This is a genomic window from Nostoc parmelioides FACHB-3921 (genome assembly GCF_014696625.1).
In the GTDB taxonomy this organism is placed as follows: Bacteria; Cyanobacteriota; Cyanobacteriia; order Cyanobacteriales; family Nostocaceae; genus Trichormus; species Trichormus parmelioides.
Genome location: NZ_JACJQL010000006.1, coordinates 84,262 through 107,300, shown reverse-complemented (window position 1 = coordinate 107,300; position 23,039 = coordinate 84,262). Strand labels below are relative to the sequence as shown.

15 protein-coding genes and 1 pseudogene are annotated in these 23,039 nt (G+C 41.8%); 12 read left to right on the top strand and 4 right to left on the bottom strand.

What is annotated here, in order from left to right:
* Window positions 1-10: 10 nt before the first annotated feature.
* Window positions 11-1,204 (bottom strand): site-specific integrase, encoded by a 1,194-nt coding sequence (locus tag H6G14_RS06695; protein ID WP_190566312.1) that lies wholly within the window; start codon window positions 1,202-1,204, stop codon window positions 11-13.
* A 584-nt stretch (window positions 1,205-1,788) separates the two neighbouring features.
* Here H6G14_RS06695 and H6G14_RS06690 point away from each other — a divergent pair.
* Window positions 1,789-4,503: a CBS domain-containing protein gene (locus tag H6G14_RS06690; protein WP_190566364.1), complete on the top strand. Its 2,715-nt coding sequence runs from the start codon at window positions 1,789-1,791 to the stop codon at window positions 4,501-4,503.
* A 251-nt stretch (window positions 4,504-4,754) separates the two neighbouring features.
* On the opposite strand, the pseudogene H6G14_RS33505 reads toward H6G14_RS06690, so the two are convergent.
* Window positions 4,755-5,150 (bottom strand): annotated as a pseudogene (locus H6G14_RS33505) (transposase); the annotation flags it as partial.
* Window positions 5,151-5,997: 847 nt separating this feature from the next.
* Here H6G14_RS33505 and H6G14_RS06680 point away from each other — a divergent pair.
* From H6G14_RS06680 to H6G14_RS06635, 10 genes are all read left to right on the top strand, one after another.
* Entirely contained in the window at window positions 5,998-6,615 is a 618-nt protein-coding gene (locus H6G14_RS06680; protein ID WP_190566311.1) for a hypothetical protein, read from the top strand.
* 29 nt (window positions 6,616-6,644) lie between these two features.
* The gene (locus H6G14_RS06675) at window positions 6,645-7,022 is read left to right on the top strand and encodes a hypothetical protein (RefSeq protein WP_190566310.1); all 378 of its coding nucleotides are present in this window, start codon (window positions 6,645-6,647) and stop codon (window positions 7,020-7,022) included.
* A complete protein-coding gene (locus H6G14_RS06670; RefSeq protein ID WP_190566309.1) occupies window positions 6,970-9,717 on the top strand; it encodes a hypothetical protein in 2,748 nt (915 codons plus the stop codon). The genes H6G14_RS06675 and H6G14_RS06670 overlap by 53 nt, the downstream gene beginning before the upstream one ends.
* Before the next feature lie 25 nt (window positions 9,718-9,742).
* Entirely contained in the window at window positions 9,743-10,531 is a 789-nt protein-coding gene (locus H6G14_RS06665) for a hypothetical protein (protein ID WP_190566308.1), read from the top strand.
* Window positions 10,532-10,607: 76 nt separating this feature from the next.
* Complete coding sequence (locus H6G14_RS06660) at window positions 10,608-11,660, top strand: hypothetical protein (RefSeq protein ID WP_190566307.1); 1,053 nt, start codon at window positions 10,608-10,610, stop codon at window positions 11,658-11,660.
* An 88-nt stretch (window positions 11,661-11,748) separates the two neighbouring features.
* Window positions 11,749-12,561: a hypothetical protein gene (locus H6G14_RS06655; protein WP_190566306.1), complete on the top strand. Its 813-nt coding sequence runs from the start codon at window positions 11,749-11,751 to the stop codon at window positions 12,559-12,561.
* A 140-nt stretch (window positions 12,562-12,701) separates the two neighbouring features.
* Window positions 12,702-13,394 carry a hypothetical protein gene (locus tag H6G14_RS06650; protein ID WP_190566305.1) on the top strand — a complete coding sequence of 231 codons (693 nt, stop codon included), beginning with the start codon at window positions 12,702-12,704 and terminating at the stop codon, window positions 13,392-13,394.
* A gap of 24 nt (window positions 13,395-13,418) precedes the next feature.
* Entirely contained in the window at window positions 13,419-14,942 is a 1,524-nt protein-coding gene (locus H6G14_RS06645; protein ID WP_190566304.1) for a TrbI/VirB10 family protein, read from the top strand.
* 12 nt (window positions 14,943-14,954) lie between these two features.
* Window positions 14,955-15,494, top strand: a complete 540-nt coding sequence (locus H6G14_RS06640; protein WP_011319628.1) for a hypothetical protein — start codon at window positions 14,955-14,957, stop codon at window positions 15,492-15,494.
* 153 nt (window positions 15,495-15,647) lie between these two features.
* Window positions 15,648-21,137 (top strand): translocation/assembly module TamB domain-containing protein, encoded by a 5,490-nt coding sequence (locus H6G14_RS06635; protein ID WP_190566303.1) that lies wholly within the window; start codon window positions 15,648-15,650, stop codon window positions 21,135-21,137.
* 174 nt (window positions 21,138-21,311) lie between these two features.
* Here the strand turns inward: H6G14_RS06635 and H6G14_RS06630 are convergent, their stop codons facing one another.
* Window positions 21,312-21,602: a hypothetical protein gene (locus tag H6G14_RS06630; protein ID WP_190566302.1), complete on the bottom strand. Its 291-nt coding sequence runs from the start codon at window positions 21,600-21,602 to the stop codon at window positions 21,312-21,314.
* Window positions 21,583-21,828 carry a hypothetical protein gene (locus H6G14_RS06625; RefSeq protein ID WP_011319625.1) on the bottom strand — a complete coding sequence of 82 codons (246 nt, stop codon included), beginning with the start codon at window positions 21,826-21,828 and terminating at the stop codon, window positions 21,583-21,585. Before H6G14_RS06625 ends, H6G14_RS06630 begins: the two co-directional genes overlap by 20 nt.
* Window positions 21,829-22,650: 822 nt before the next feature.
* Between H6G14_RS06625 and H6G14_RS06620 the strand changes: the two genes are divergently transcribed.
* Window positions 22,651-23,010 (top strand): hypothetical protein, encoded by a 360-nt coding sequence (locus H6G14_RS06620; protein WP_190566301.1) that lies wholly within the window; start codon window positions 22,651-22,653, stop codon window positions 23,008-23,010.
* Window positions 23,011-23,039: the final 29 nt, after the last annotated feature.

The window sequence follows — 23,039 nt, the reverse complement described above, 5'->3', positions numbered from 1 at the left end:
GGCTTTGTAGTTAGATACTGGGTAACTCCAAGGGTACTGTATTACCTGCATAGTGTTTAAGGATAATCTCTGGGCTGTTACCAACTAACTTGGCTACTGTGGAGACTGTTAAACCCTCAGCCAGCATCAGGGTAATAAATGTATGTCTAGTGTTATAGGGGCATCTGTAGCGGTCTATTAGTCCATCATTCATTAGTTGCTGGATAACCCCTTTGTAGTTCTTTTTACCCATCTTGCCACCTTTCCAGACCTGATTAGAGAACCTTGTATTGTTAATGATTCCTCCGGTAGGACTAGTAAATACTGATTGTTCCAGGTCTGGGCTAGGTGGTCTAATAGACTGTAATAACTGCCTAACCTGGGTGTTACAAGGGAACCTCCTAGACTTGCCTGTTTTAGTCCCCTTTCTGATATTTAAGGCACTGTCATAGGATTCACTAAAGGTTATCTGGGTACACTCAGAGTTTATATGCTTCCACTGTAGCCCTATGGCTTCCCCAGTCCTACAGCCAGTCCAGAATAGGAACTTAACAAAGGGTGCATAATGGGGTCTAGTCTCCTCAAATGCCTGAATAATGCTGTTCATTTCCTCTTTACTAAAGGGGTCTATGGCATCTGAATCATGCTTAGGTAGCTTGATATCCTCTGACATCCCAGCAAAGGGGTTATCTTTGGTTAGCCCAGAACTAACAGCCCACTTACAACAGGCTGATAGGTAAGTTAGCACTCTCTTAGCTGCATTAGGGGATAACTCAGTAAGCAGATAGTCTCTAATAGCGATCGCCTGGGTTAAGTCTTTGGTAGGTAGTGCCTTGATATGGTTCCTATATTTCCTGGCATAGTCCTTTATATAAGTAGTAGATGCCAGTTGGGGCTTCATAAACTCACAGTATTTATCCCAGAGTTCTGCTATGTCTGTCTGGGGTATCTTAGGTTTAACTAAGGTTAACTGTGGCTGCCTGTAAGTCTCTAGTTTCTCTCTGTAGCGGTCAAGGGTAGGGTCAAGTTGACCAGTTAGGATGTCCTCTTCTATCCAGTTAGCTAATGATGATACCCTGCGGTTATTAATCTCATTAGAATCTAACCCAGTGCTTAGGTAGACTTGTTTACCACCCTCAGTAACAGTTCTAGGCAGCCTAAGCCTCAGCTTACCCCTGTATTCCTCAATGCCTACATTACCTTTAACTTTCTTGGCTGTACTCATTGACTATCATATAACCTCTATTTCCCATGATGATAGTCAGTCTGATAGTCAAAGTCAAGCTGGGTTAGTCCTAATACCTACTAATAAAGCACTTAGGGAACTAAATGATGCAAAGCATCAGGTCTGCAAAACCTCCATCCCCCGGTTCAAATCCGGGTGCCGCCTTAAGGCTTCTAGTCTTATAGAAGTCCTAAAAAATGATAAAACTGAATATTTGATAGCCAAACAGGTCAGTTGACTAACTACGGGTATCTAACTGATATCTCTATGAAGGCATCAACAAAGATTAATACCCCAATCCGCAAATCTACATTTTTTCAAAAAAAATGTGACGCAAAGTTATAAACACATAATAAAGAAAGCAATATCGACTATCAATCAGAAGTTTTGGGTCGCATCTCCGGCGATTTTCCGTTCGATTACCGCTAAGTCGCCACCTAGCCATCGGGTGTAAGTTAAGTAGAGTAATACTAATGTATCGTACCATTAACTAAAGCATCTGCTCATAGTGCTGTGTGAGAGTATGTCAGATATTCTTCCAGAAAACCCCATAGCAGAGAATGTGGAGCCGCCAAAAGTTAAACATGGATTTAATTCTTTGCCACACAACAGCCGATTTTGATACATTGGGCGCAGCCGTAGGACTAACTTGCCTATTACCCGGAAGCAAGATTGTGTTGACTGGGGGCGCGCATCCACCCGTGCGAGATTTTTTGGCGCTACATCGAGATGAGTATCCTTTAATTGAAAGACGTTCGGTAAATCCTGAGAAAATTCGATCGCTCACTATAGTAGATGCCCAACAGCGCGATCGCCTGGGTAAGCCTGCTGAGTGGTTAGATTTACCTCAAGTTAGGAAAATTACAGTTTACGACCATCACACGGGACAAGTATCAGATATCCCGGCAACTCAGTTTCATGTCGCCTCGGTGGGTGCAACTACAACCCTGATTGCGGAGGAATTACAACGCCAGCAAATCGCTCTCAATCCTGCCCAAGCAACGGTGATGGCTTTGGGTATTCATGTAGATACGGGTTCCCTTACCTACGACCAATCAACTTCCAGGGATGCCTTGGCTTTAGCTTGGTTGATGGCACAAGGCGCTAGTTTACCTGTAATTGCTAATTACCGTGACCCTGGTTTATCTCCCCAATTGCAGCGACTATTAACGGAAGCGTTGGAAAAATTAGAATATCTTTGCTTGCGTGGATATACTATCGCTTGGGTGACGTTAACAACAGATAGTTTTGTCCCTGGGTTATCGAGTCTAGCCTCCCAGCTCATAGAGTTAACAGAAATTGATGCTTTGCTGTTGGCAAATGCACACCCATCAAATAAAGATGATTCCCGTTTCACAGTAATTGGGCGATCGCAAATTCCGGGTCTGCATCTAGACCAATTATTTCAACCCTTGGGCGGTGGTGGTCATTCCCAAGCAGCATCACTCAATTTACGTGGCGTTGATACTCAAGATATCCTCCAACAACTCCTCCGAGGTATCAAGGCGGCTATTCCTCATCCCCCCACAGCCAGAGACTTGATGTCTTCCCCTGTCCGCACAATTCGCCCAGAAACCACAATTGCCGAAGCACAGCGCATTTTATTACGCTACGGACACTCTGGTTTATCTGTGGTTAATCCCCAAGGGCAATTGGTGGGGATTATTTCTCGCCGTGATTTGGATATCGCCCTACATCACGGATTTAGTCATGCACCAGTTAAAGGTTACATGACCACTGATTTAAAAACCATCACCCCAGATACAACGTTGCCACAAATTGAGTCGCTGATGGTGACCTATGATATCGGTCGCTTGCCCGTATTGGCAAATGAGCAGTTAGTGGGTATCGTCACTCGTACTGATGTTTTACGGGAACTGCATCAAAATATTGCTGTCGGTGGTAGCGGGACTTTAAGCCAGTTCCGAGATATGGGTGCTGAGTTGAAAACTTCCCTCAGTCATGAATTGCGATCGCGTCTGACTCCCCAACTCTGGCAATTACTCACCACTGCTTCCCAAGCCGCCGAGGAAAGGGGTTGGCATTTGTATTTAGTTGGTGGTGCGGTGCGGGACTTGCTGCTGGCGGAAGCAGCCGCCGGCACTCTCATGATTACAGATATAGATTTGGTAGTTGATGGCTTCCACAAATCAGCCGATGTGGGTGCAGGTGTGGAACTAGCAAAGGCACTGCAAGAAATTTACCCAGTTGCCCGTTTAGAAATCCACGGTGCTTTTCAAACGGCTGCTTTGTTGTGGCACAAAGACCAAGACTTAGATTCTTTGTGGGTAGATATTGCCACCGCCAGGACTGAATTTTATCCTTACCCCGCCGCCAATCCTGAAGTTGAAGCCAGTTCCATTCGCCAAGATTTATATCGCCGTGACTTTACCATCAACGCCCTTGCCCTGCGCCTCACCTCTCCCCGCGCTGGTGATTTACTCGATTTCTTTGGTGGTTTATTAGACTTAGAAGCCAAGCAAGTTCGCGTCCTCCACGCCAATAGCTTTATCGAAGACCCCACCCGGATTTATCGCGGGGTGCGCTTTGCTGTGCGTTTTGGATTTGCCATTGAACCACGCACCGAAGAATATATCCGTTATGCCATCAACAGTGGCGTTTACGATCGCACTGCCCAAACTAACAGCAAAACCCCAGCCCTGCAAACTCGACTCAAAACAGAACTCAAGCATATCTTAGAAGCCCCTTACTGGCGATCGGCTTTGCAATTACTCGATGACTTGGGGGCATTGCAGTGCATCCACCCTACCATGAGTTTAGATAGTAAACTCATACGCCAACTGCGTTTACTAGAACGTTGTTTACGGCGATTTGACCCCCAACAAAACCTAATTCCTTGGCAAATGCGCTTAGAAGCCATCATTGCCCACCTTGCACCAAAGTATCGGGGCAAAGTCGCTAAAAATCTGCAACTACAGGAAGATAGCATTCAGCACTTGCAAAACTTGGCTGCGGCTAAGACTGAGATTATACAATCTTTATCTGAATATCAACGCCCCAGCCAAGTAGTTCAGCTACTACGCAAGTATAATTTAGAAATACTAATTTTGATTGCTTTACAAAGCCAGCGCCCCATCAGGCGGCAAATATGGCAATACTTAACAGTCTGGGCTAACGTTCAACCGATTTTAAATGGTAATGACCTCAAGAAATTAGGGTATAAACCAGGGCCGCAGTATCGACAAATGCTAGATGATTTACTAGCTAAAACTTTAGATGGAGATATTACAAATCCAGTAGAAGCCCAAGAGTTTTTAGCCAAACAGTATCATCAATAACAGTTCAAAATACCCTTTTTTTAAGTAAATCTGTACTATGTGAAAGCTTTTGCTCATAAGCTTTCCAACTAAATCATCCCATCTACTATACCGTAAGCATTTACAGATAAGCTGTTACGCATTTAGATCTTATATTTCGCACTCAGGTTGTCAAAAGTCCAAAGTCCACAGTCCAAGCTAATCTTTAACTCTGGACTCTTGACTATGGACAGCCCTGACGCAAGAATATTTGATCTAAGTGCGTATCACCTTACTATTCTATTCTCCGTCTTTCCTAAATTTCCAATATATTGACTAGTCACATAATCTGTGGCTTTTCCCTTTTTCTTATCTCCTGTTTCGTCAATACATAAAATTATTTCTCTCTCACCAATCAACGTTTTTATCAACCACAGTCTAATTTCTCTTAATTTTTTGACATCCCATAGTGCATCTCTCAAAAAATGATGTAGTTTTTAGCTATCTTTTAACCCTGCTGTTTTAGCTATTTCTGGTAGGGTTTTTCGCTTAATTTCTGAAAGTATGCCCAAATGTAAGAATTTGAATGCTTCAAAATGCCTCACGTCCTCAAACAATGAATAATAGTGTTGGCAATAGTTATCTATGAATGCCACTGTGCTTACTGGCTGTCTGCGCGGCGTAACCATCCCTCTTACTTACTGTTTACGGTTTTCTTTCTAATTATACTTTCCCCGTAGTAACAAAAGAGGGATGAATCTCATCGTCAAGGTTTAGAAAAAGAAGGAACTATTGGTGTGATGCTCGGCTTTGTAGTCATGATGTTTTTGGATATAGCACTCTAAACTCTTACTCCCTTATACCCAGTCTCAACAGAAAACCTGGTTGCGTAAATCCTAGACAAGTTAGAATCTGGACATTTGTTGATTTATCCACTAACCTAGTGCAGAGGTTATTATACGGACGATACTCACTGCTAGTTATACTAACGTGTGTAATTAGCTGGCTCTTTGTGAGAAAGTTTTTTTGAGTATGCTGGAGATATGATGGTCTGCATTTACCGAAATTATTGCATCATCTCTTGGCAACCTAGAATTTTCAACTCAGCATATAATGCTAGTTGAAAACTAAAAATTAGCTTACCCACAATCTTGAATTACTATAAATTCAATAAATAGCATAATTGAGTTTAGCATTTTGAGCCAATTCAGCAAACTATGATCGGTAATTGCTATAAAAGTGCAATATCATCAGTTGGCTAATTCATGAATAAGCTAGGCTAGCAACCAAACATTCAGAGTTAGTCTTTAGAGAGTTTTCAGCAAACATGACAAGTGTAGCAGGTGGAAATATATACATTTAACATAATGTTAAGATATTGTTAACTAATTTTTAACGATATATAATATCATGAAGTAATATTGTAACTAAAAGTTAATAAATTCTTGAATAACAGGCGTTAGTACATGATAAATTATCAAGGTTTAAACAACAGTCTCAACCAGGGTTTGTAACAGCTAGTAGGAAAATTGGTAGATGTCTCAAAAGAACGGAAATTCTCAAAGAGAATACTATAATTTAAGAAAAAACGTAACGCTAGATATTAATAAAATCGGGCTGGTACTAGCAGGATGGAAGGTTAAATTAGTAGAATCAGTACCCTTTTTGTTAGCTTGCGCCATATTTTTAAGCGTTATCAGCTTAAAAAGCCCCTTGCTCCTTTTTTGCTTACTGTTTGGTAGTTTAACCGCTATAATAGTTCAACAAATTGGACAACAATTGCATTTACCAAAACGGTGGCTTATTGTATGCCAAATATCAGCAGTAGCAGTCCTTCTCAGTTTATTTTGGTTAGATTATTTCGCCTTTCCTGCACAGGCACAATTTTTTGGCAAGGCAGAAAGTTTTTTCAAAAATACATTAACCCAAGGAACTACAAATAATACTAATACGCAACCAGCAGTAAGTTTAATTTTTAACGTGTTACGGGGAATATTCTTACTGTATATTGCAGTATCTCTCATTGGCGTAATCAATGCAGTACGTAAAGATGAGGATTGGCAAAGTATTGCCAGGACTCCCCTGTTAGTTGTAATTGCTGTCACTATTGCAGATGTTTTAACAGGATTTGTCATAGGTGATACTAGTAAGTAGATGACGGCTTAAATGTTTACGGATTGTTTATGTCTGAGGAACGGCAACCAGAATTTCGCCCAGTCAATCAAATTTTAGGCTCTCAGCCCTCACTAGGGCCAATTCCTGCCGACCAAATATTTCCTTGGACAATCATTTGTCTATCTGCTTACTTCATCATCAATGGAATTTTTGGGGGTATTTTCCCTGATGACTTTCAACGATGGCTATGGACTTTTCTCATTGCTGGTTGGGGAATGGCCACTTGGTGGATATTATCGGGCGGTAGAAGCTGGCGCTTTTTAAGCAAGTTTATTGGAGTTCCCACTTGGACAAGAGGCTTTGCTCGTTATCACAGCTTGCTAGAAATTAACTATGAAGCAAAAAATCGGAAAACAAAGCATCGGTCTCGCCGGACAAGAAAGTAGATTAACGCCGTTTGAAGACGCGTTACATTTATCAACCATGCTACGCATCGCGTTGGATGGTCGTGATATTGGCGCTTATATTTTAACGAAAGGAACTCAGAAAGATAAATTTTGCTTTGTTTTTGGGTTTGAATGTAAAGGCATCCACACCACTTTAAGAAAAGAACAAATAGACACAATCTTTAATAACATTGAATCTGGATTAAAAGACATTCCCGAAGGGGAAAGAATGACACTGCACATGGGGTCTTTTAGTTCAGACCAACAAAGGCAAGCAGAATTAACAGACTTGATTAGGCGCGCTCCCTCTAGAGATATTAAATATTTGTTGATGGCGGAGAGAGCCAGGGCGCAAGAACTTACTGCTGCGGGAATTCGTAAGCCAAAATTTCTGAAAATATACGTTACCTATACCATTGAACCGAGTTCCACTAATGCCGATGATTGGATTGAAAAACTGTTAGGAAAAGCAGAAGGATGGTGGTTAAAGTTCAAAGGTGATATTGCAGAAGTTCAAAACCAACGAATCGAAAGTGTCATTGCTAAAGCTTATCAACAGGGCTTTTGCCGTTGGGAGCAGCTTTTATCTAACAAAATGGGTTTAGATATTAAACCTTTAAATGCGGTGGAACTTTGGGAAAACGTTTGGAGAAGGTTTAATGATACCCAACCAATAGAAATTCCCCAATTAGTAACCCTGGATGAAAATGGACTGTATGAACAAGCTCATTCAGAATTATCTAGTACGCAATTATTGATAGAGAATGTCCACAGTACAACACTGTTGATGGAATCTGGTGTACCTTGTGCCGATCGCCGTTGGGTCAATGTGAATAATAATTACATTGGGGCGATGACTTTTTTGGAAAAACCAGGGGGCTGGCCGAATAAATTTGCCCAACTACGCTACCTATGGGAACTCCTGGCGAGGGAATCGGTAGTAGATACAGAAATTGTTTGTCAGCTGACGGCGGCGAACCCAGCTTTGGTGAAGACTACTCTGCAAAGAGTGTTGAAGCAGTCGAACATGACGGCTATGTTAGCTCAGGAGAAGAGCAAAACGATAGATGTTAACGCTCAATTGAAATTGAGAAAATCCGTCGCAGCCCAAGAACAATTATTTGAAGGAGCCGTACCAATTTACACAGGGTTGGCTATTTTTGTCCATCGTCCCACCGTTGAAAAATTAGATGAAGCCACACGGTATATTGAAAACTGCTTTCAACGTCCGGCGCGGGTGGTGAGAGAAACTGAATATGCTTGGAAAATTTGGCTACAATCTTTACCTATCGTTTGGGAAGGTTTATTAGTCAAACCCTTCAACCGTCGCCAGTTATATTTAACTAGTGAAGTACCTGGTTTAATGCCTTTAGTGATTACCAAAGCTGGTGATAAACACGGCTTTGAATTAATCGCCGAAGAAGGCGGTACACCAGTACAGTTAGATTTATTCAACCAACACAAGAATTTAGCCTTGTTTGCGACTACCCGCGCAGGTAAATCAGTGTTGGTGTCAGGAATTTTAACCCAGGCTTTGGCGCATGGGATTCCTGTAGTCGCCCTAGATTTTCCCAAACCTGATGGCACATCTACCTTTACCGACTATGCCCATTTTATGGAAGGGAATGGGGCATATTTTGATATTTCTAGACAATCAAATAACTTATTTGAGCAACCAGATTTACGATCGCTCGATCCTGAACAACAACGCGATCGCTTACTCGATTATACGGGCTTTTTGGAATCAGCCCTCATGACAATGGTTTTAGGCTCATCCAACGACAACCAACTATTAACACAAACCGTCCGTTCCCTACTCAACTTGGCTTTAAGCGCCTTCTTCGCTGATCAAGGGATACAAGAAAGATATAAAATGGCGATCGCTGGTGGATTTGGTACTCCAGCCTGGCAAAAAACTCCCACTCTCCACGATTTTCTACATTTTTGCTCCCCAGAACATCTGCAACTAGATTCTGTCAGTGGCCGAGTTGAAGATGCACTCAGTCAAATTCATCTGCGCTTACGCTTTTGGCTTTCCAGCCGGGTAGGACAAGCCATATCTGCACCCTCTAGCTTTCCTACAGACGCACAACTTTTGGTGTTTGCGCTACGCAACCTCTCAGATAACGAAGATGCAGCCGTACTATCTTTAAGTGCTTATTCAGCCGCCTTACGCCGCGCCTTAAGTAGTCCAGCCTCCATATTCTTTATTGATGAAGCACCAATTTTATTTGAATTTGATCAAATATCTGATTTAGTAGGTAGGATGTGTGCGAACGGCGCTAAAGCGGGGATTAGGGTTATTTTATCTGCACAAGACCCAGACACCATCGCCAAATCTAAAGCCTCATCCAAAATTTTACAGAACTTGACCACAAGATTAATTGGTCGTATCCAACCAGTTGCCGTAGATAGTTTCGTTAGCATCCTCAAATATCCCAGAGAAATTATTGCACGTAACGCCTCAGAAAGTTTTTTCCCCCGCAAAGAAGGTGTTTATAGCCAATGGCTATTAGATGATAACGGCATTCATACCTTCTGTCGTTATTATCCAGGCTATGAACAATTGGCAGTAGTTGCTAATAATCCTAACGAGCAAACAGCACGTCAACAAGCAATGCAAGATTACAGGAATAAATATGAAGCAATATCAGTATTTGCCCGTCAATTAGTAGCTAGTTTGCGTAGTAGTTAATCAAAAAATACGAACGGTGATGGCAATGAAAAAAACTATTTTATTCACATTGGGATTACTGGGATTGTTGATAGCGCCAGCTACAGCACAACTAGGAAGAGTTTGGACTGAATTTCAATTCTACTCCACAGATTTGCAAAACTATTTGAAATATAACTTGAGTGAAACTTTAAAACCTCTAGAAACTAGCAGTCAAAATGCTCTCAATGGTGCAACAGGTGATTTGAATATACCCAATCCTATTGCAGCTGGTGAGCAGGTTCGCAAAGACATCATCTTTTTTAATTCTCGACCTGACAAATTTGAGAATAATCAAGCGATACGTTCCAACTCAGTAACGAATGAAATTAATCGTTACCTCACCCGGAGTTCGGTAGAAGGAACACTGGGTAAAAATGGACAAAGAAGAATGAAAGCAAAATTGGAAGATACAGAAACAAGTATCACCAAAATTGAGGAATATTCTGCCTTAACTGATCAAATCCAATCAGGTTTGGCTAGCATTCTCCAGACAGCCGTTAATACTGCTGCGGCTGCTACGAATCCAGCACTGAATGCGGCTCAAAGTCAAGCTGACTTACAAGTGCAAAGTATTAAAATTCAAACTGAACAATCAAAAATTATCAGTGAAAACTTATATCAAACTGTGTTAGCAAATCAGTCTTTACAATACTCTAATTTAAATCTGGCAAATATTTCTCAGCAGATGGAAGAAGCAAATCGGGCGCGGCGAGTAGACACATCCACAGAAGCAGCGAGGCTGTTGAGAACTACCGCTCAAATCGATTTATTTGGGCGAAAAAATGAAAATTAAACTACTACTTTATCTATTTTTCTATCGTCATTATTTTCTGCCATAAAGACATAGAGAATATAGTTGTATAAATATTATGATCAAACTCCCGATTTACACACTCCTAGCTGATATTGGCGTTACTGATACCTTGAATAGCGGTACTGCAACGGCTCGTAGTATTGCGGAAGGCTGGGACAATCAATGGCTAGATTTATTACAAAATAATACCAATGATAACTTATATGGAGCATTAACAAAACTAGGAGTATTCTTTGCTGTTGGAACCTTATTATTCTTTGTCCTCCAGTGGTTTAATGATATGATTCACAGCGAATACTCCCGTCCAATATCGGCTCTTGTTTGGCCTTTTATTGTAGTTGTGCTGTTAAGCAATTCAGGTAATGGTAGTCTTCTTTCTACTTTGACATTAGGTGTCAGAAATTTTATTAACACGGTCAATCAGCAAGTGGTTACCACCGCAGATGCTGACCTAGTTTATCAGCAAGCATTAAACATGAGTATTGCTGAAGAAGTAGCTGGTTCACTACTTCGTCCTTGTCAATCTTTAACTGGTGAACAACAAACCCAATGCTTTACTAAAGCTAGTGAAAAAATAGATAATCTCTGGAGAGAATATAGAAATTTATATGGGAATAAACCTTGGATAGTTAGGTTAGAAACTCAAGTTAATCAGATTAGATTTGGTACAGGCAATATATCGGAAACTAACTTTAGTGCTTTGATAGGCAATACAGTCCAAACTAGTATTAAAAACTTTCTGGTTTCCTTGCAATATGCTTTTCAAAATCTCATAGAAGCAACTATGTTACTCATAGCAGTCTTAGGGCCGCTAGCTGTTGGAGGTTCCTTACTTCCGGTGGCTGGTAAACCAATTTTTCTATGGTTAACTGGGTTTTTATCAGCAGGAATTGCCAAACTGTCCTTCAATATTATTGCCATCATCACCGCTTCTGTAATTGTCAATGGCCCAGCACAAGACCCTAATGCTAATCCAGATTTGATGTGGTTTATGATCTTTTTAGGAGTTTTAGCACCACTATTATCTTTAGTTTTAGCAGGGTTGGGGGCTGTAGCAGTATTTAATGGTATTAGTAATGCAGCAACTATTGTTAGGGACAGAATCTAGAATTGGTAATGGGTAATGGGTAATTGGGAATAGTAGGGTTTAAGCTTCTAACATTAAATAGAATTTTTATATAAATTAGGTGGGGAAAATGGTCAATTTTTTACAGCAGAAAAAACAAACGGTTAGTATTCTGACAACCTTTGCGATCGCCACCTTTAGTTTGCACTTATTAGTATTAGTTATATTTCTCATCCAAGGCTTAAATATCCGCCAGTTGAGTATCCGCAAACCCCCCAATTTTGTGCAGACAATCGATGGTCAGCCAGCAGGCGTTACGGACGATTTAGCTAGAGATCCCTTAGTGATTCGCCAATTCGTTAGTAAAACGATGATATCCATGTTCAATTGGTCGGGAACTCTACCACCACAAGGCGCGGAAGACATCGCCAAACCCCAGCCAGACCCAGGAATATTGATTAGAACAATACAAGGAGGTAGCCAGCGAGTCAGCACTAGTAGCTGGGTAGCAAGTTTCGCCTTATCAGAGGATTTTCGCAAAGGTTTCTTAAGTGCGATCGCTGATATGACCCCACCAGAAGTTTTTGCCAGCAACCCTACCCAAGCGATGTCCGCACAATTAACCATTAAACGAGTTTACCCCCCAGTGGCGATCGCACCCGGAACCTGGCGGGTGGGGATGGTAGCTGACCTAATTCAAACCAAAGGTAGTGATAACAGAAAAACAATTACTCCCTTCAATAAAGATTTATTAGTACGTGCAGTAGACTATTTTCCTTATCCCTTAGCCGAAAATAGTACCGATTTACAAAAAGCCATTTATAGTAGTCGCACTGACAAATTAGAAATTTATGAAATCCGCAATTTATGTTTATTAGATGACTATAAAAACACAAATCCCAACGCAGCCTATCCCTGCGAATCCGGCAGCTTTATTAGATAATTCGCGCAGAGGTACGTAGGACATAAGCCAGAGGCTATTGATTTTTTCCTCACCATCTCAAAGTCACTATAATTTTGAATTTTGTAGGCTTGCCTTCCCGTAGGGTATTTTGAATTTTGAATTGATTAGTCCCCAAACTTATGCAGCTACTTAAACCAGAAAATAAAAAAAATAGTATTTTACCCCTGTTTGCTGTGGGGACGTTTGGGTTAAACCTGTTGACTTTACTGTTACTGATGTTCCACGGGTCGATGTTACAGCAATTAAATCGTCAACTAACGCCCCGGAGTTTGGTACAACTTATTGATGGTAATGCTATTACAGCAGACCCCAAACCAAGTTTAGAGCGACATCCAGAAACAGTCCGTCGCTTTGTGGGTGAAACTATGACCCTCATGCTTACTTGGTCACGCAAACAGCCACCAGCAGCTATTTGGGAAGCTAGTTCACAGTTATTAGTTAATAATTTACAAGCAAAATTTTTATCAGAAATTAATCAGTTAAATTCTTTGAGCCAATTTGGTAATACTAATAGAGGTGATGATCATGTATTGGTAATCCAGAAAATCTCGCAACCAAAACTAGTTAGTGAGGGTCAATGGAAAGTAGAAATGTTTGCCAATCAATTAATTTTTAATGGTTCTGACAATTTAGGTAAGTCAATTCCTTTTAATAAACAAATTGTAGTTCGAGCTATAGATCAACAGTCTATTTCTCTACCATCTCAACCCCAGCCTTGGCATTTAGCCGCTTTCCGCTTAGGGGAATCTCGTTTAGAAATCTACAATATCTGCGATATCCAAGATACAAATTGCGCTGGAACTTCTAACTAAATCCCCACTCTCAATTAATAAACCATGACTCCTTACTCCACCACTCCCGAAACTCAACCAAAACCTCTAAGCCACCCTGAAGTAGATGCCTTTGATTGGGAATCACACATGGCTAAATTAGTGGGATTGGCAGCAGAACCCACCCAAGAGGTGGCAGAGATAGCACCAACAAACCAGCCATCCTCAGCACCACCACAAGAGGTACAAACAGAGCAACCCCTCGCATCCAACCCATTTGCTAAATTAGCCTTAGTGGGTACGGGTACTTTAGTCTTAGTTGTCATAGCTGGCGGGTTTTTATCCCAGCTCATGAGTGCTAACAATCAAAAGCCAACACAGAATCCAGCAGCTGTATCTCAGCCTGAAACCGCAGCTACCAACTTCACTTCACAACCAAACCTGGAACAAGAAGTAGAAACTTTAAAAACTAAATTAGCACTGGCTGAACAAACCCAGGCAGTCAAAGTCGCACAGCAAAATCTCAGAAATGCTACCAGGGTTTCCGTTCCCCCAACTAACACTCCTGTGACACGGGTAGCACCGCCAACAACGTCTACATCAGCACCCCGCACGGTTATTATTGAGCGTCCTGCTCAAAATCCCTATCCACCTGCACCAATACCAGTAGCTAGTTCTCCAAGTCCCCAACTACCGCCACCACCTTTAGCACAGCCAAATTCTGTACCCACCCCCCCCAATCCTTGGGAAGAATGGTCGAGGATGGCTAAGTTAGGTAGTTATGGTCAAGCAAGTGCTGTAGATCAACCAAGTATGACCGTCTCTAGTCCGCCGCCACTTAATGTCCCACGGCCGACCACGAATTCTAATGGAGAACAACCGCCACAACCACCAAGTTCGCTGATCAGTCAAAGGCAATCCCGCAGTCCACAATCATTGAAGGTGGGAACTAGTGCAAAAGCTGTGTTGGCAACAGCTGTCTTTGGAGAAACAACCAGGGGGAGAGGCAACAATGACGACAACAACGAAAATAAAAATTTGTTTGTTGTTCGCCTAAGGGAACCTCTTAAAGGCGTGGATGGAACGATCGCCTTACCTGCCAATACTGAGTTATTAACTGAAGTGCGATCGGTTTCCGAACAAGGGGTGATGCAACTCAACATCGCCAAAATGATTGTGGAGAATAATGGCGAACTTTCGGAAAGAGATATACCTAACAATGCACTGGCAATTCGTGGATCTCAAGGTTCTCCTTTATTAGCACGGCAATATCCTGATCGCGGTTCATCTATTGCGGGGATGGATGCAGGTTTGTTTATTTTAGGTGGTGTGGCTAAAGCCGCAGAGTTATTTAACCGTACAGAATCCCAAGTAACAACTTCTACTAGTGCTGGAACCACAATTAGCAGCAGTAACCCCCAACGCAACTTAGCGGCCGGGATTGTGGAAGGTGGTTTAAACTCCGTCGTCCCGCAAATTTCCCAGCGTAATCAACAGGCGATCGCCCAAATGATGCAACAAACAAATGTTTGGCTCCTTGGCGCTGGAACCGAAGTAGAAATTTATGTCAATCAACCAATACAACTTTAAGTAATTCGTTGCATGAAGGCTAAAAATAATTTTTCCCCCTTGTCTTTAGCTACTTGGATTTTTTCTGGTGCGATCGTTTTACTGGGAAGTCGTGCTGTAGCTGAAAATTCTGTTCTGCGTTCTATTTTTTCCTGCCAAGCACAAGGTTTAGGCGGATTAGTCCCGACTATCAAAGTCTGGTACGAACAAGGGACAAACCTGAGCTTTATTCCCGCAGGTGAAAAGATTCGCAAAGTTTGGTTAAATGACCCTTCTCAGGTAACACTAGACTTTGACGGCCCCATGTGTATGCAGTTTGGCCCAGAAAGCGGTGCTGATTGTAAAAACTCAGCTGCTAATGTTATTCAACTGCGACGGATTCCTAAACTCAATCTTCCGGGTGTGCGGAGTACCGACAATACACTTTTAACAGTAATTACTGAAGCTCAAGGTCAAAGCAAACTTTATACTTTTAAAGTTCTTTATGAAGATACCCCGCCAGAATATCATACCCTGGCTGTTTTCGCTGATCCCGGAGGTGGTGGGGCATCTTGCGCCAGAGTTTCTAATTAAAGTTGTGAGTGTTGACTAATAACCAATTGTCAATCCTCATTAGAGGGAAATACTAACTCTATCTTGAAAGAGTTGTTCCCAGAGCGTAAAACCACTATTTTATTGTGGGGTAATAAATCATTTGTTACTCAATAACAATACTTAGTAACGGAAATGACGCGCTCTCCAAATCACCGTCGTTTATCTCTAATTCTTGCCAGACGCGCCAGTCTGGTATTAGGAGTCATGGCGCTAGCAGGAATCACTACTGGTGCTTGGTGGGCGAGAAATTATATATATAACGATTTAGCACCCTTAGTTGAGACTAACCTAGAGCAATTGCTCGGACGTTCTATAAAATTAGGTCAAGTCGAAGGTTTTACACTCTCCAGTCTCCGATTTAGCTCTCTATCAATACCAGCAACTCCCACTGATACTGACACAGTAACAGCACAAGCTGTAGATGTGCAGTTTTCCCCGTGGCAAATTCTGGTCACTCGGACACTAGTATTAGATGTCACCTTAGTTAGACCAAATGTCTATATCCAACAGAATCAAGATGGTCGTTGGGTGACGGCTGAAGTGAAGACAGGTGAAGGAAGTGGGCCAATCCAGACTCAGTTACAAACCCTAAATATTGTTGATGGGAATATTGAATTACTATCAGCCTCCGCACCAACTAAACCGCAAGGCTCGGTAGTATTAACACAGATCGGTGGTGTTGCCCGATTTTCGCCTGATAATGAGAGGATAGGTTATCAAATTAATGGTCAACTCACCAGGGGAGGAACAGTTCAAATCTCCGGTGAAACACAACCAAAAACACAACTTACTAATCTTCAGGTTGTAGCACAAAGTTTACTAGCATCAGATATCAGCCGTTTAGTTCAGTTGCCCATTGTCTTACAATCTGGGCGTATTGACGCGGACTTAGCAGCCCAGATTCCCGCAAATCAATCAGAAATATCGATTACGGGAACGGCCAACACCAATCAAGTTACAGCTAAAGTTCAAAATCTTCCCCAACCTTTTTCTAACGCCAATGGCAGATTAATATTTCAAGGACAGACAATTGCTTTAGAGAATTTGAGGACAAACTTTGGTCAGGTTCCCTTGTTGGCAAATGGTACAGTTAATACTCAAACAGGTTTTAATCTGGCGGCTCAAGTCAAGTCAGTTAGTGCCAAACAACTCTTAGACACTCTCAAGGTAAATTCTCCAGTCCCCGCAGCCGGAGAAGTAACAGCAGATATTAAAGTCCAAGGTGCATTACAGCAACCTATTCTGAGTGGTACAGCCAGCAGTATCAAACCGATTCAAGTTGACCGTGTTCTATTTACAGGCGTAAAAACTAATTTCCGCTTGAGTGTATCCAAAAATGCCACTCAAATTGCTGTACCTAATTTAATATTAATTCCTGCCGCAGGTGGTCAAATTACAGGAAGTGGCCAAGGTCAACTAGGTGGTAATGTCAATTTTGATATTCAAGCTGATGGTGTCTCAGGGGATATACTGTCACGTAGTTATGGCATCACTCCACCTATTCAAGTGGGAAATATCTCCGCTAAGGCAAAAATCACTGGTTCTTTGGGACAACAGCCTTTAGCACTGAATATTTCTAGTGTTCAAGTACAACCACCAGCCGGGGGGCAAATTATCGGGAGTGGTCAAGTCCAACTTGCGCCCCAAGGTGACGTTTCGTTGAATATTCAAGCCCAAAATTTACCAGGGGATGCACTGGCGAAGACAAACGCAGCCATCAAAGTTGGTAATGTATCGGCAAATGCTAGAGTTTCTGGCACTCTGGGCAATTTACGGGCTGTGACACAAGTGCAAGCACCAACGGCTACCTATCCCACTACAGGGGAAATTGTTGTTGCTCAACAAGGAAGTAATCTGCTTTTACCTAGTGCTGTTTTGAATGTGGCAGGAGGTACAATCAGGGCTACAGGTCGGGTTGCTCAACAACGCTGGCAAGCGGTGGCGAATGTTTCCCAAATTGAACTTGACCGATTTGAGCAGATACCAACCCAGTTGCAGGGAGTGTTAAGCAATGCGGTATTTAATTTGTCAGGTAGCACGGCTTCTTTCCAACCCTCAACCATCCAAGCTACAGGACGGGCAAACCTAAATGTGGCAGGTGGTACAGTAAACCTGAGGAATTTCAACCTCAATGCTGGGCGTTGGCAAGCGGTGGCGAATGTTTCCCAAATTCAACTCGACCGATTTGAGCAGATACCAACCCAGTTGCAGGGAGTTATCAGCAATGCGGTGTTTAATTTGTCAGGTAGCACGGCTTCTTTCCAACCCTCAACTATCCAAGCTAATGGTCAAGCAAATTTGAGGGTGGCTGGGGGTGCAGTTAACCTGAGGAATGTCAGTTTAAATGATGGTCGCTGGCAAGCTGTGGCTAATGCTGACCAAATTCAACTCAACCGCTTTTCCCCCCAACTACAAGGACGACTCAGTAGTAATATTCAGTTGGCAGGGACGACAGCATCTTTCCAACTAGCAGATATTCGCGCCGCAGGACAAATCAATGCTTCTCAAGGGTTGGCACAGTTGGCGCAACCAATTACCGCTCAATTTCAATGGAATGGCAAGCAGATTATAGTACAACGTGCCACAACTCCAGGATTAAGTGCGAGTGGTGCGATCGCTGTACAATTACCTCAAACGGGTACACCCCAAATCGCTGGCTTGAATTTGAATGTCCAAGCGCAGAATTTTGACCTCAGCAAAACTGGTTTTCAAACCCCTGGAGATATAGCAATCGCAGGGTTACTCGATTTTAATGGACAAGTTACCGGCACTCTCAATACTCCTGAGGCTAACGGTAATATCCGGCTACGAAATTTCAATGTCGGTAGTTTGGCATTTGACCCGGTTTTAACTGGTAACGTGAATTTTCAAGGAGGACAAGGGGCAAGTTTGCGTCTAGCTGGTACACAAGACAAGATAGCCCTAAACCTAGATGCTAATTATCGCCCCAGTTCGTTTTTAGTCCAACGTGCTGGCGCTGTCACGACAGGTAGAACCGAGGGAGATAACTTAATTATCAACGCCCAACAGTTCCCCATCGCTCTGGTGAGTGGTTTTTTACCTAATAATCAATTCAGACCTTTAGGTGGGGAGTTATCGGGGAATTTAGTTGTTAATTTAAATAATTATGCCGTAGCTGGGGATGTGGCAATTGCTAATCCCCGGATTGCCAGAGCCTCAGCCGATGAATTTCGCGGTAATATTAACTACGCTGATGGTACTGCTAGTTTAGCGAACGGGTTATTACGGTTAGGTGATAGTAACATTGCTGTCAGTGGCAGTTTGCAAACTGGTAATGACCCCAGCTTTCAACTACAAGCGAATTTAAATCAAACCAGAGTTGAAAATCTATTACAAGCATTTAGTATATTTGATTTGGGAGATTTTGGTGGGGGTTTAGAATTACCAACGCTGGCGGGTGCAGAAGCACTCAACACTACACCTGTGCGTTTACCTAATGCAGATTTGCAAACCCAGTTAGAGTATTTCGCCAAAATTCAAGCATCCATCAGACAACAACAACAAGCAGATACACAACAAACACCAGCTTTACCCAGCCTATCAGAATTAACTGGTGCTTTAAGTGGGGCAATTACCGCCAGTGGTTCGTTGCGGACTGGGTTAAATGTCGGCTTTGATTTTCAAGGCGCTGATTGGCGATGGGGTGATTACTCAATTAATGAAGTCGTCGCTAATGGTAATTTTGCTGATGGTGTTGTTACCCTCTCACCATTACGTATAGGCATAAATCAGGGATTGGTGGCTTTTGCAGGACAGTTAGGCACTGAGGATTTATCGGGACAGTTGACAGTAGACAGCCTACCTCTATCACTCTTAGATCCATTCATCGCTCGATATCCTATAGATATTACTGGACAAGTAAATGCGATCGCTAATTTAGCAGGCAGTTTACAACAACCCAGAGTGACTGGGGAAGTAACCCTAGCCAATACAACTTTTAACCAGCAACCTGTACAAACAGGGCAACTAAATTTTGACTATAACAATGCTCGTGTAGATTTTGACAGTACTTTACTGTTAACAGGTACACAACCCGTTGCAATTACAGGTAGCATACCAGCCGAGTTACCTTTCGTTGCCGAGCAGCCAGATAATAATCAAATTAGTGTTAACGCCAGTGTGAACAATGAAGGCTTGGCGCTGTTAAATGTCTTGACTAATAATCAAGTCACTTGGGTAGATGGTCAAGGACAGGTAAATCTCAACGTTCAAGGGACTTTTGAGCAACCAATAATTAATGGTAATGCCACAATTACCAATGCAACAATTGGTACTCAAGCTTTAGCCAATCCCCTCACCAACGTTACAGGCACATTACAGTTTAATGGCGATACGTTGAATGTCCAGGGGATTCAAGCCACATATAATCAAGGTTTAGTATCTGCATCGGGAAGCTTGCCAATTTTTGCAACTGGGGAAACTGTAACTAATCCCCTAACAGTAGCAATCCAAAATCAACTCAATTTCCAGGTTGCAGGCTTATATACAGGAGATGTCAGTGGTAATGCTGTGATTCGGGGAACAGCACTCAGACCTCGAATTGGTGGTGAGATTACACTCAGCAATGGTCAAGTGACTATTGGTAACACTACAGCTAACTCAAAACAAACAGCGACACCAGAAACTAACGCTCGCGCCACAACTATAGAATTAAATAGCAATATTCCCGAAGCAACAGTCACACAGCAACCACCAACTCGACCGAATTTGCCCGTAGAGTTTGCAGATTTGCGGTTGAATCTGGGTGATGATGTGCGTGTCACCAGTCAGTCTCTACTAGGTTTTTTACCAGGGGGAGAGGTTTTTAGTCAGCCGATACTTAGTTTTGATGCCGAAGGCGATTTAACCATCAATGGTACGTTAGCAAGTCCTCTCCCTGAAGGAGTCATCCGTTTAACGGGGGGACGAGTCAGCCTGTTTACAACCGAGTTTACCTTGGCGCGGGGCTATGAACAAACCGCGCGGTTTAGCCCAAATCAAGGACTAGACCCTACTTTAGATGTGCGACTGGTGGCAATTGTACCAGAAGCATCGACTAGGAGCGATCGCATCTTAGAATCACCTTTTTCTGCGGAAATCAGTGATGTTTCTGCAAATAATTTCGGGACTCTACGCACCGTTCGCGTGCAAGCAAGAGCAACAGGGCCAGCCAGTGAATTAACAAATAATCTGGAATTGACAAGCGAACCACGTCGTAGTCGAGGCGAAATTGTTAGTCTGCTGGGTGGCTCGATTTTGAGTGACTTTGCTCAAGGCGATGCGACACAAGGGCTGACTAATTTTGCTAGTTCTACTATTTTAGGTGGTTTGCAAGGCACAATTACGGCGATTGGACAGGCTGTTGGTTTTAGTGAATTTCGCATTTTTCCTACCCCTACCACTAATCAGGAATCTAGAAGAGCTTCAGTTCTCGATTTATCAGCAGAGGGTGTGTTTAACCTTAATCGCAATCTATCCGTCTCTCTATCACGAGCTTTTTCTACTACTGAACCTTTGCGCTATAACCTGCTCTATCGTTTGAATGATGAAATTCTGGTGCGTGGCTCAACTAATTTAGGAAACGAAAGTCAATTATTATTTGAGTATGAAACTCGATTTTGATTATTGTTCCCGTGACCATACTGACTTGCGTAGATTAGAAGACAAGCTCAGGAATCTTTATTTTTGAATGTAGGTCTTTTACAATAATGTTGAACAAGTCAGAGAAGAGATAAATAGAGAATCTATCGTAGAATGTGACTAGCTCTGATGTGAAAAACCTACACCTGTAAAGCTTTAGTTATAATCAAAATTTGTCAACGGTTTCCTGAATAACAAGGGATTTTTACGCCTATTTTTACGTTTAGCGCTAGTCAAATAATTATCAGCATAGCGGAAAGCAGATGCACCATCATAGGCAGCGATCGCTACAGCTTGAAAAAATACCTTGGTCGGGACGAACTGATTAGATAACTTTTGAGTCAAAATTAACAAATCGTCATCCGTTGCTGGTACAGTTACTGTTTCTGCCCATTCTGAGGCATAAAAATTATCGTCAAAATTATCTTCAATTAGCAGTTTGGACATTTTCTACCTCCCCAAAGGCATAAGATGCAAAGCCTGCGATTAAGTTAAGTTGCTGTTCGCGTGTTTGTAGGTTTTCTGGGAGTTCAGTATAACTACAACCGATCTCTTGCAAGATATGCAAACAGTAGGCACTGATTTCACTACATGAGGCTCGCTCCCACTCATGAGCAACTTCTTTTGCCATCGCCTGATTGACGCGAATGACGTTTGTTACAGGGCTAATCATCAACTCACCCTCATAAACTGGATAATCGCAGTTTTGATCAAAAGCACAAAATTACGTAACCGTGATTCTGCTGAATTTATCAAACTGGGAAAGGAAATCATCAGCGCATTTGCGGAACGATATCTCAGGAGATCGCCTCTTCTTCTGAAATTTGATACTACATAAAAACCATTTTTATGAACTATACCAGGGATTCTTACGCAGAAAATCATCACAAAATCACATAATTATAAAAACAAACTGAAAATCTTATATCCGTATACTATAGAGTTTTTACTCATTACCAAATTTCGGGTATTTTTGCCGTGTTAATACTTAGTTTTAAATCTTTGTTTTGATTATGAACAATTGCAATTTTATTGATAAATATCAAGATTGAAACAATAGTATTTTTGACTGATTTTATTAGACGCAACCTATAAATATTTTGAGGAATAGATAATTTAGTTCATATATTCTAAAAGTAAAAAATCTTGATAAAATAAGTAAATGGATAATTAATATATACGCGATCTATCTAAAGAAGTATTTTATCATAAATAATAATAAAGCCAAATTCACTCCACAGGTCGATGTATTAGTTTATTTTTTTAAGATATAAAATTATCATACAAGTCCCTGGTCAGAATAACTAAAACCAAGTGAATACTTGAATTGTTCAATCAAATGCAAGTATATCAAAAATAATTATTGGCCAAACTTGTAACTTAACAACTTCTTCTAAGGAAGCAGTCCATTTATTTAATTTGCTTAAATAAAAATCTGTGCTTCTTTCTCAAAGTAAGAGTTAAGAGTAGTTGATGCTAACAATGAGGGTTGCAAATGAAGATTTTTAGTGTTGTTTTATCTATGTTACGCCCAGTCCGCTTTTTAGTTGTTGCTTTTACTTGTGCATTGTTATTTCTATCTAGCACAGTTCCTGCTTTTGCCATTACTAGCTACCAAAGTGAACCTACAGAAGCTACAGACCAACTTTTAGAAACCCAGAAAGCGACTGACGAAGTTGCTAGATCTGCTCCTCCTGGGCTAAAAGAAGTTCAAAAGAAATCTAATGAAGGACTAAACGAAGTTCAAGGAGCCGCAGATATCGATAAGCAGAAGCGTCCTGCAAATTCCCAAGACTCAACCTCAGTAGAAGGTGAGATCCAGAACTTCTTGGAAAAAGTCACCGGCAACAAGTAAGCATCAATAATCTTATTTTAAGGGAGCCA

Excerpts from the sequence above, each read along its gene's own strand:
- H6G14_RS06695 (WP_190566312.1), bottom strand. The coding sequence starts at position 1,204 with ATGAGTACAGCCAAGAAAGTTAAAGGTAATGTAGGCATTGAGGAATAC.
- H6G14_RS06690 (WP_190566364.1), top strand. The coding sequence starts at position 1,789 with ATGGATTTAATTCTTTGCCACACAACAGCCGATTTTGATACATTGGGC.
- H6G14_RS06680 (WP_190566311.1), top strand. The coding sequence starts at position 5,998 with ATGTCTCAAAAGAACGGAAATTCTCAAAGAGAATACTATAATTTAAGA.
- H6G14_RS06675 (WP_190566310.1), top strand. The coding sequence starts at position 6,645 with ATGTCTGAGGAACGGCAACCAGAATTTCGCCCAGTCAATCAAATTTTA.
- H6G14_RS06670 (WP_190566309.1), top strand. The coding sequence starts at position 6,970 with ATGAAGCAAAAAATCGGAAAACAAAGCATCGGTCTCGCCGGACAAGAA.
- H6G14_RS06665 (WP_190566308.1), top strand. The coding sequence starts at position 9,743 with ATGAAAAAAACTATTTTATTCACATTGGGATTACTGGGATTGTTGATA.
- H6G14_RS06660 (WP_190566307.1), top strand. The coding sequence starts at position 10,608 with ATGATCAAACTCCCGATTTACACACTCCTAGCTGATATTGGCGTTACT.
- H6G14_RS06655 (WP_190566306.1), top strand. The coding sequence starts at position 11,749 with ATGGTCAATTTTTTACAGCAGAAAAAACAAACGGTTAGTATTCTGACA.
- H6G14_RS06650 (WP_190566305.1), top strand. The coding sequence starts at position 12,702 with ATGCAGCTACTTAAACCAGAAAATAAAAAAAATAGTATTTTACCCCTG.
- H6G14_RS06645 (WP_190566304.1), top strand. The coding sequence starts at position 13,419 with ATGACTCCTTACTCCACCACTCCCGAAACTCAACCAAAACCTCTAAGC.
- H6G14_RS06640 (WP_011319628.1), top strand. The coding sequence starts at position 14,955 with ATGAAGGCTAAAAATAATTTTTCCCCCTTGTCTTTAGCTACTTGGATT.
- H6G14_RS06635 (WP_190566303.1), top strand. The coding sequence starts at position 15,648 with ATGACGCGCTCTCCAAATCACCGTCGTTTATCTCTAATTCTTGCCAGA.
- H6G14_RS06630 (WP_190566302.1), bottom strand. The coding sequence starts at position 21,602 with ATGTCCAAACTGCTAATTGAAGATAATTTTGACGATAATTTTTATGCC.
- H6G14_RS06625 (WP_011319625.1), bottom strand. The coding sequence starts at position 21,828 with ATGATTAGCCCTGTAACAAACGTCATTCGCGTCAATCAGGCGATGGCA.
- H6G14_RS06620 (WP_190566301.1), top strand. The coding sequence starts at position 22,651 with ATGAAGATTTTTAGTGTTGTTTTATCTATGTTACGCCCAGTCCGCTTT.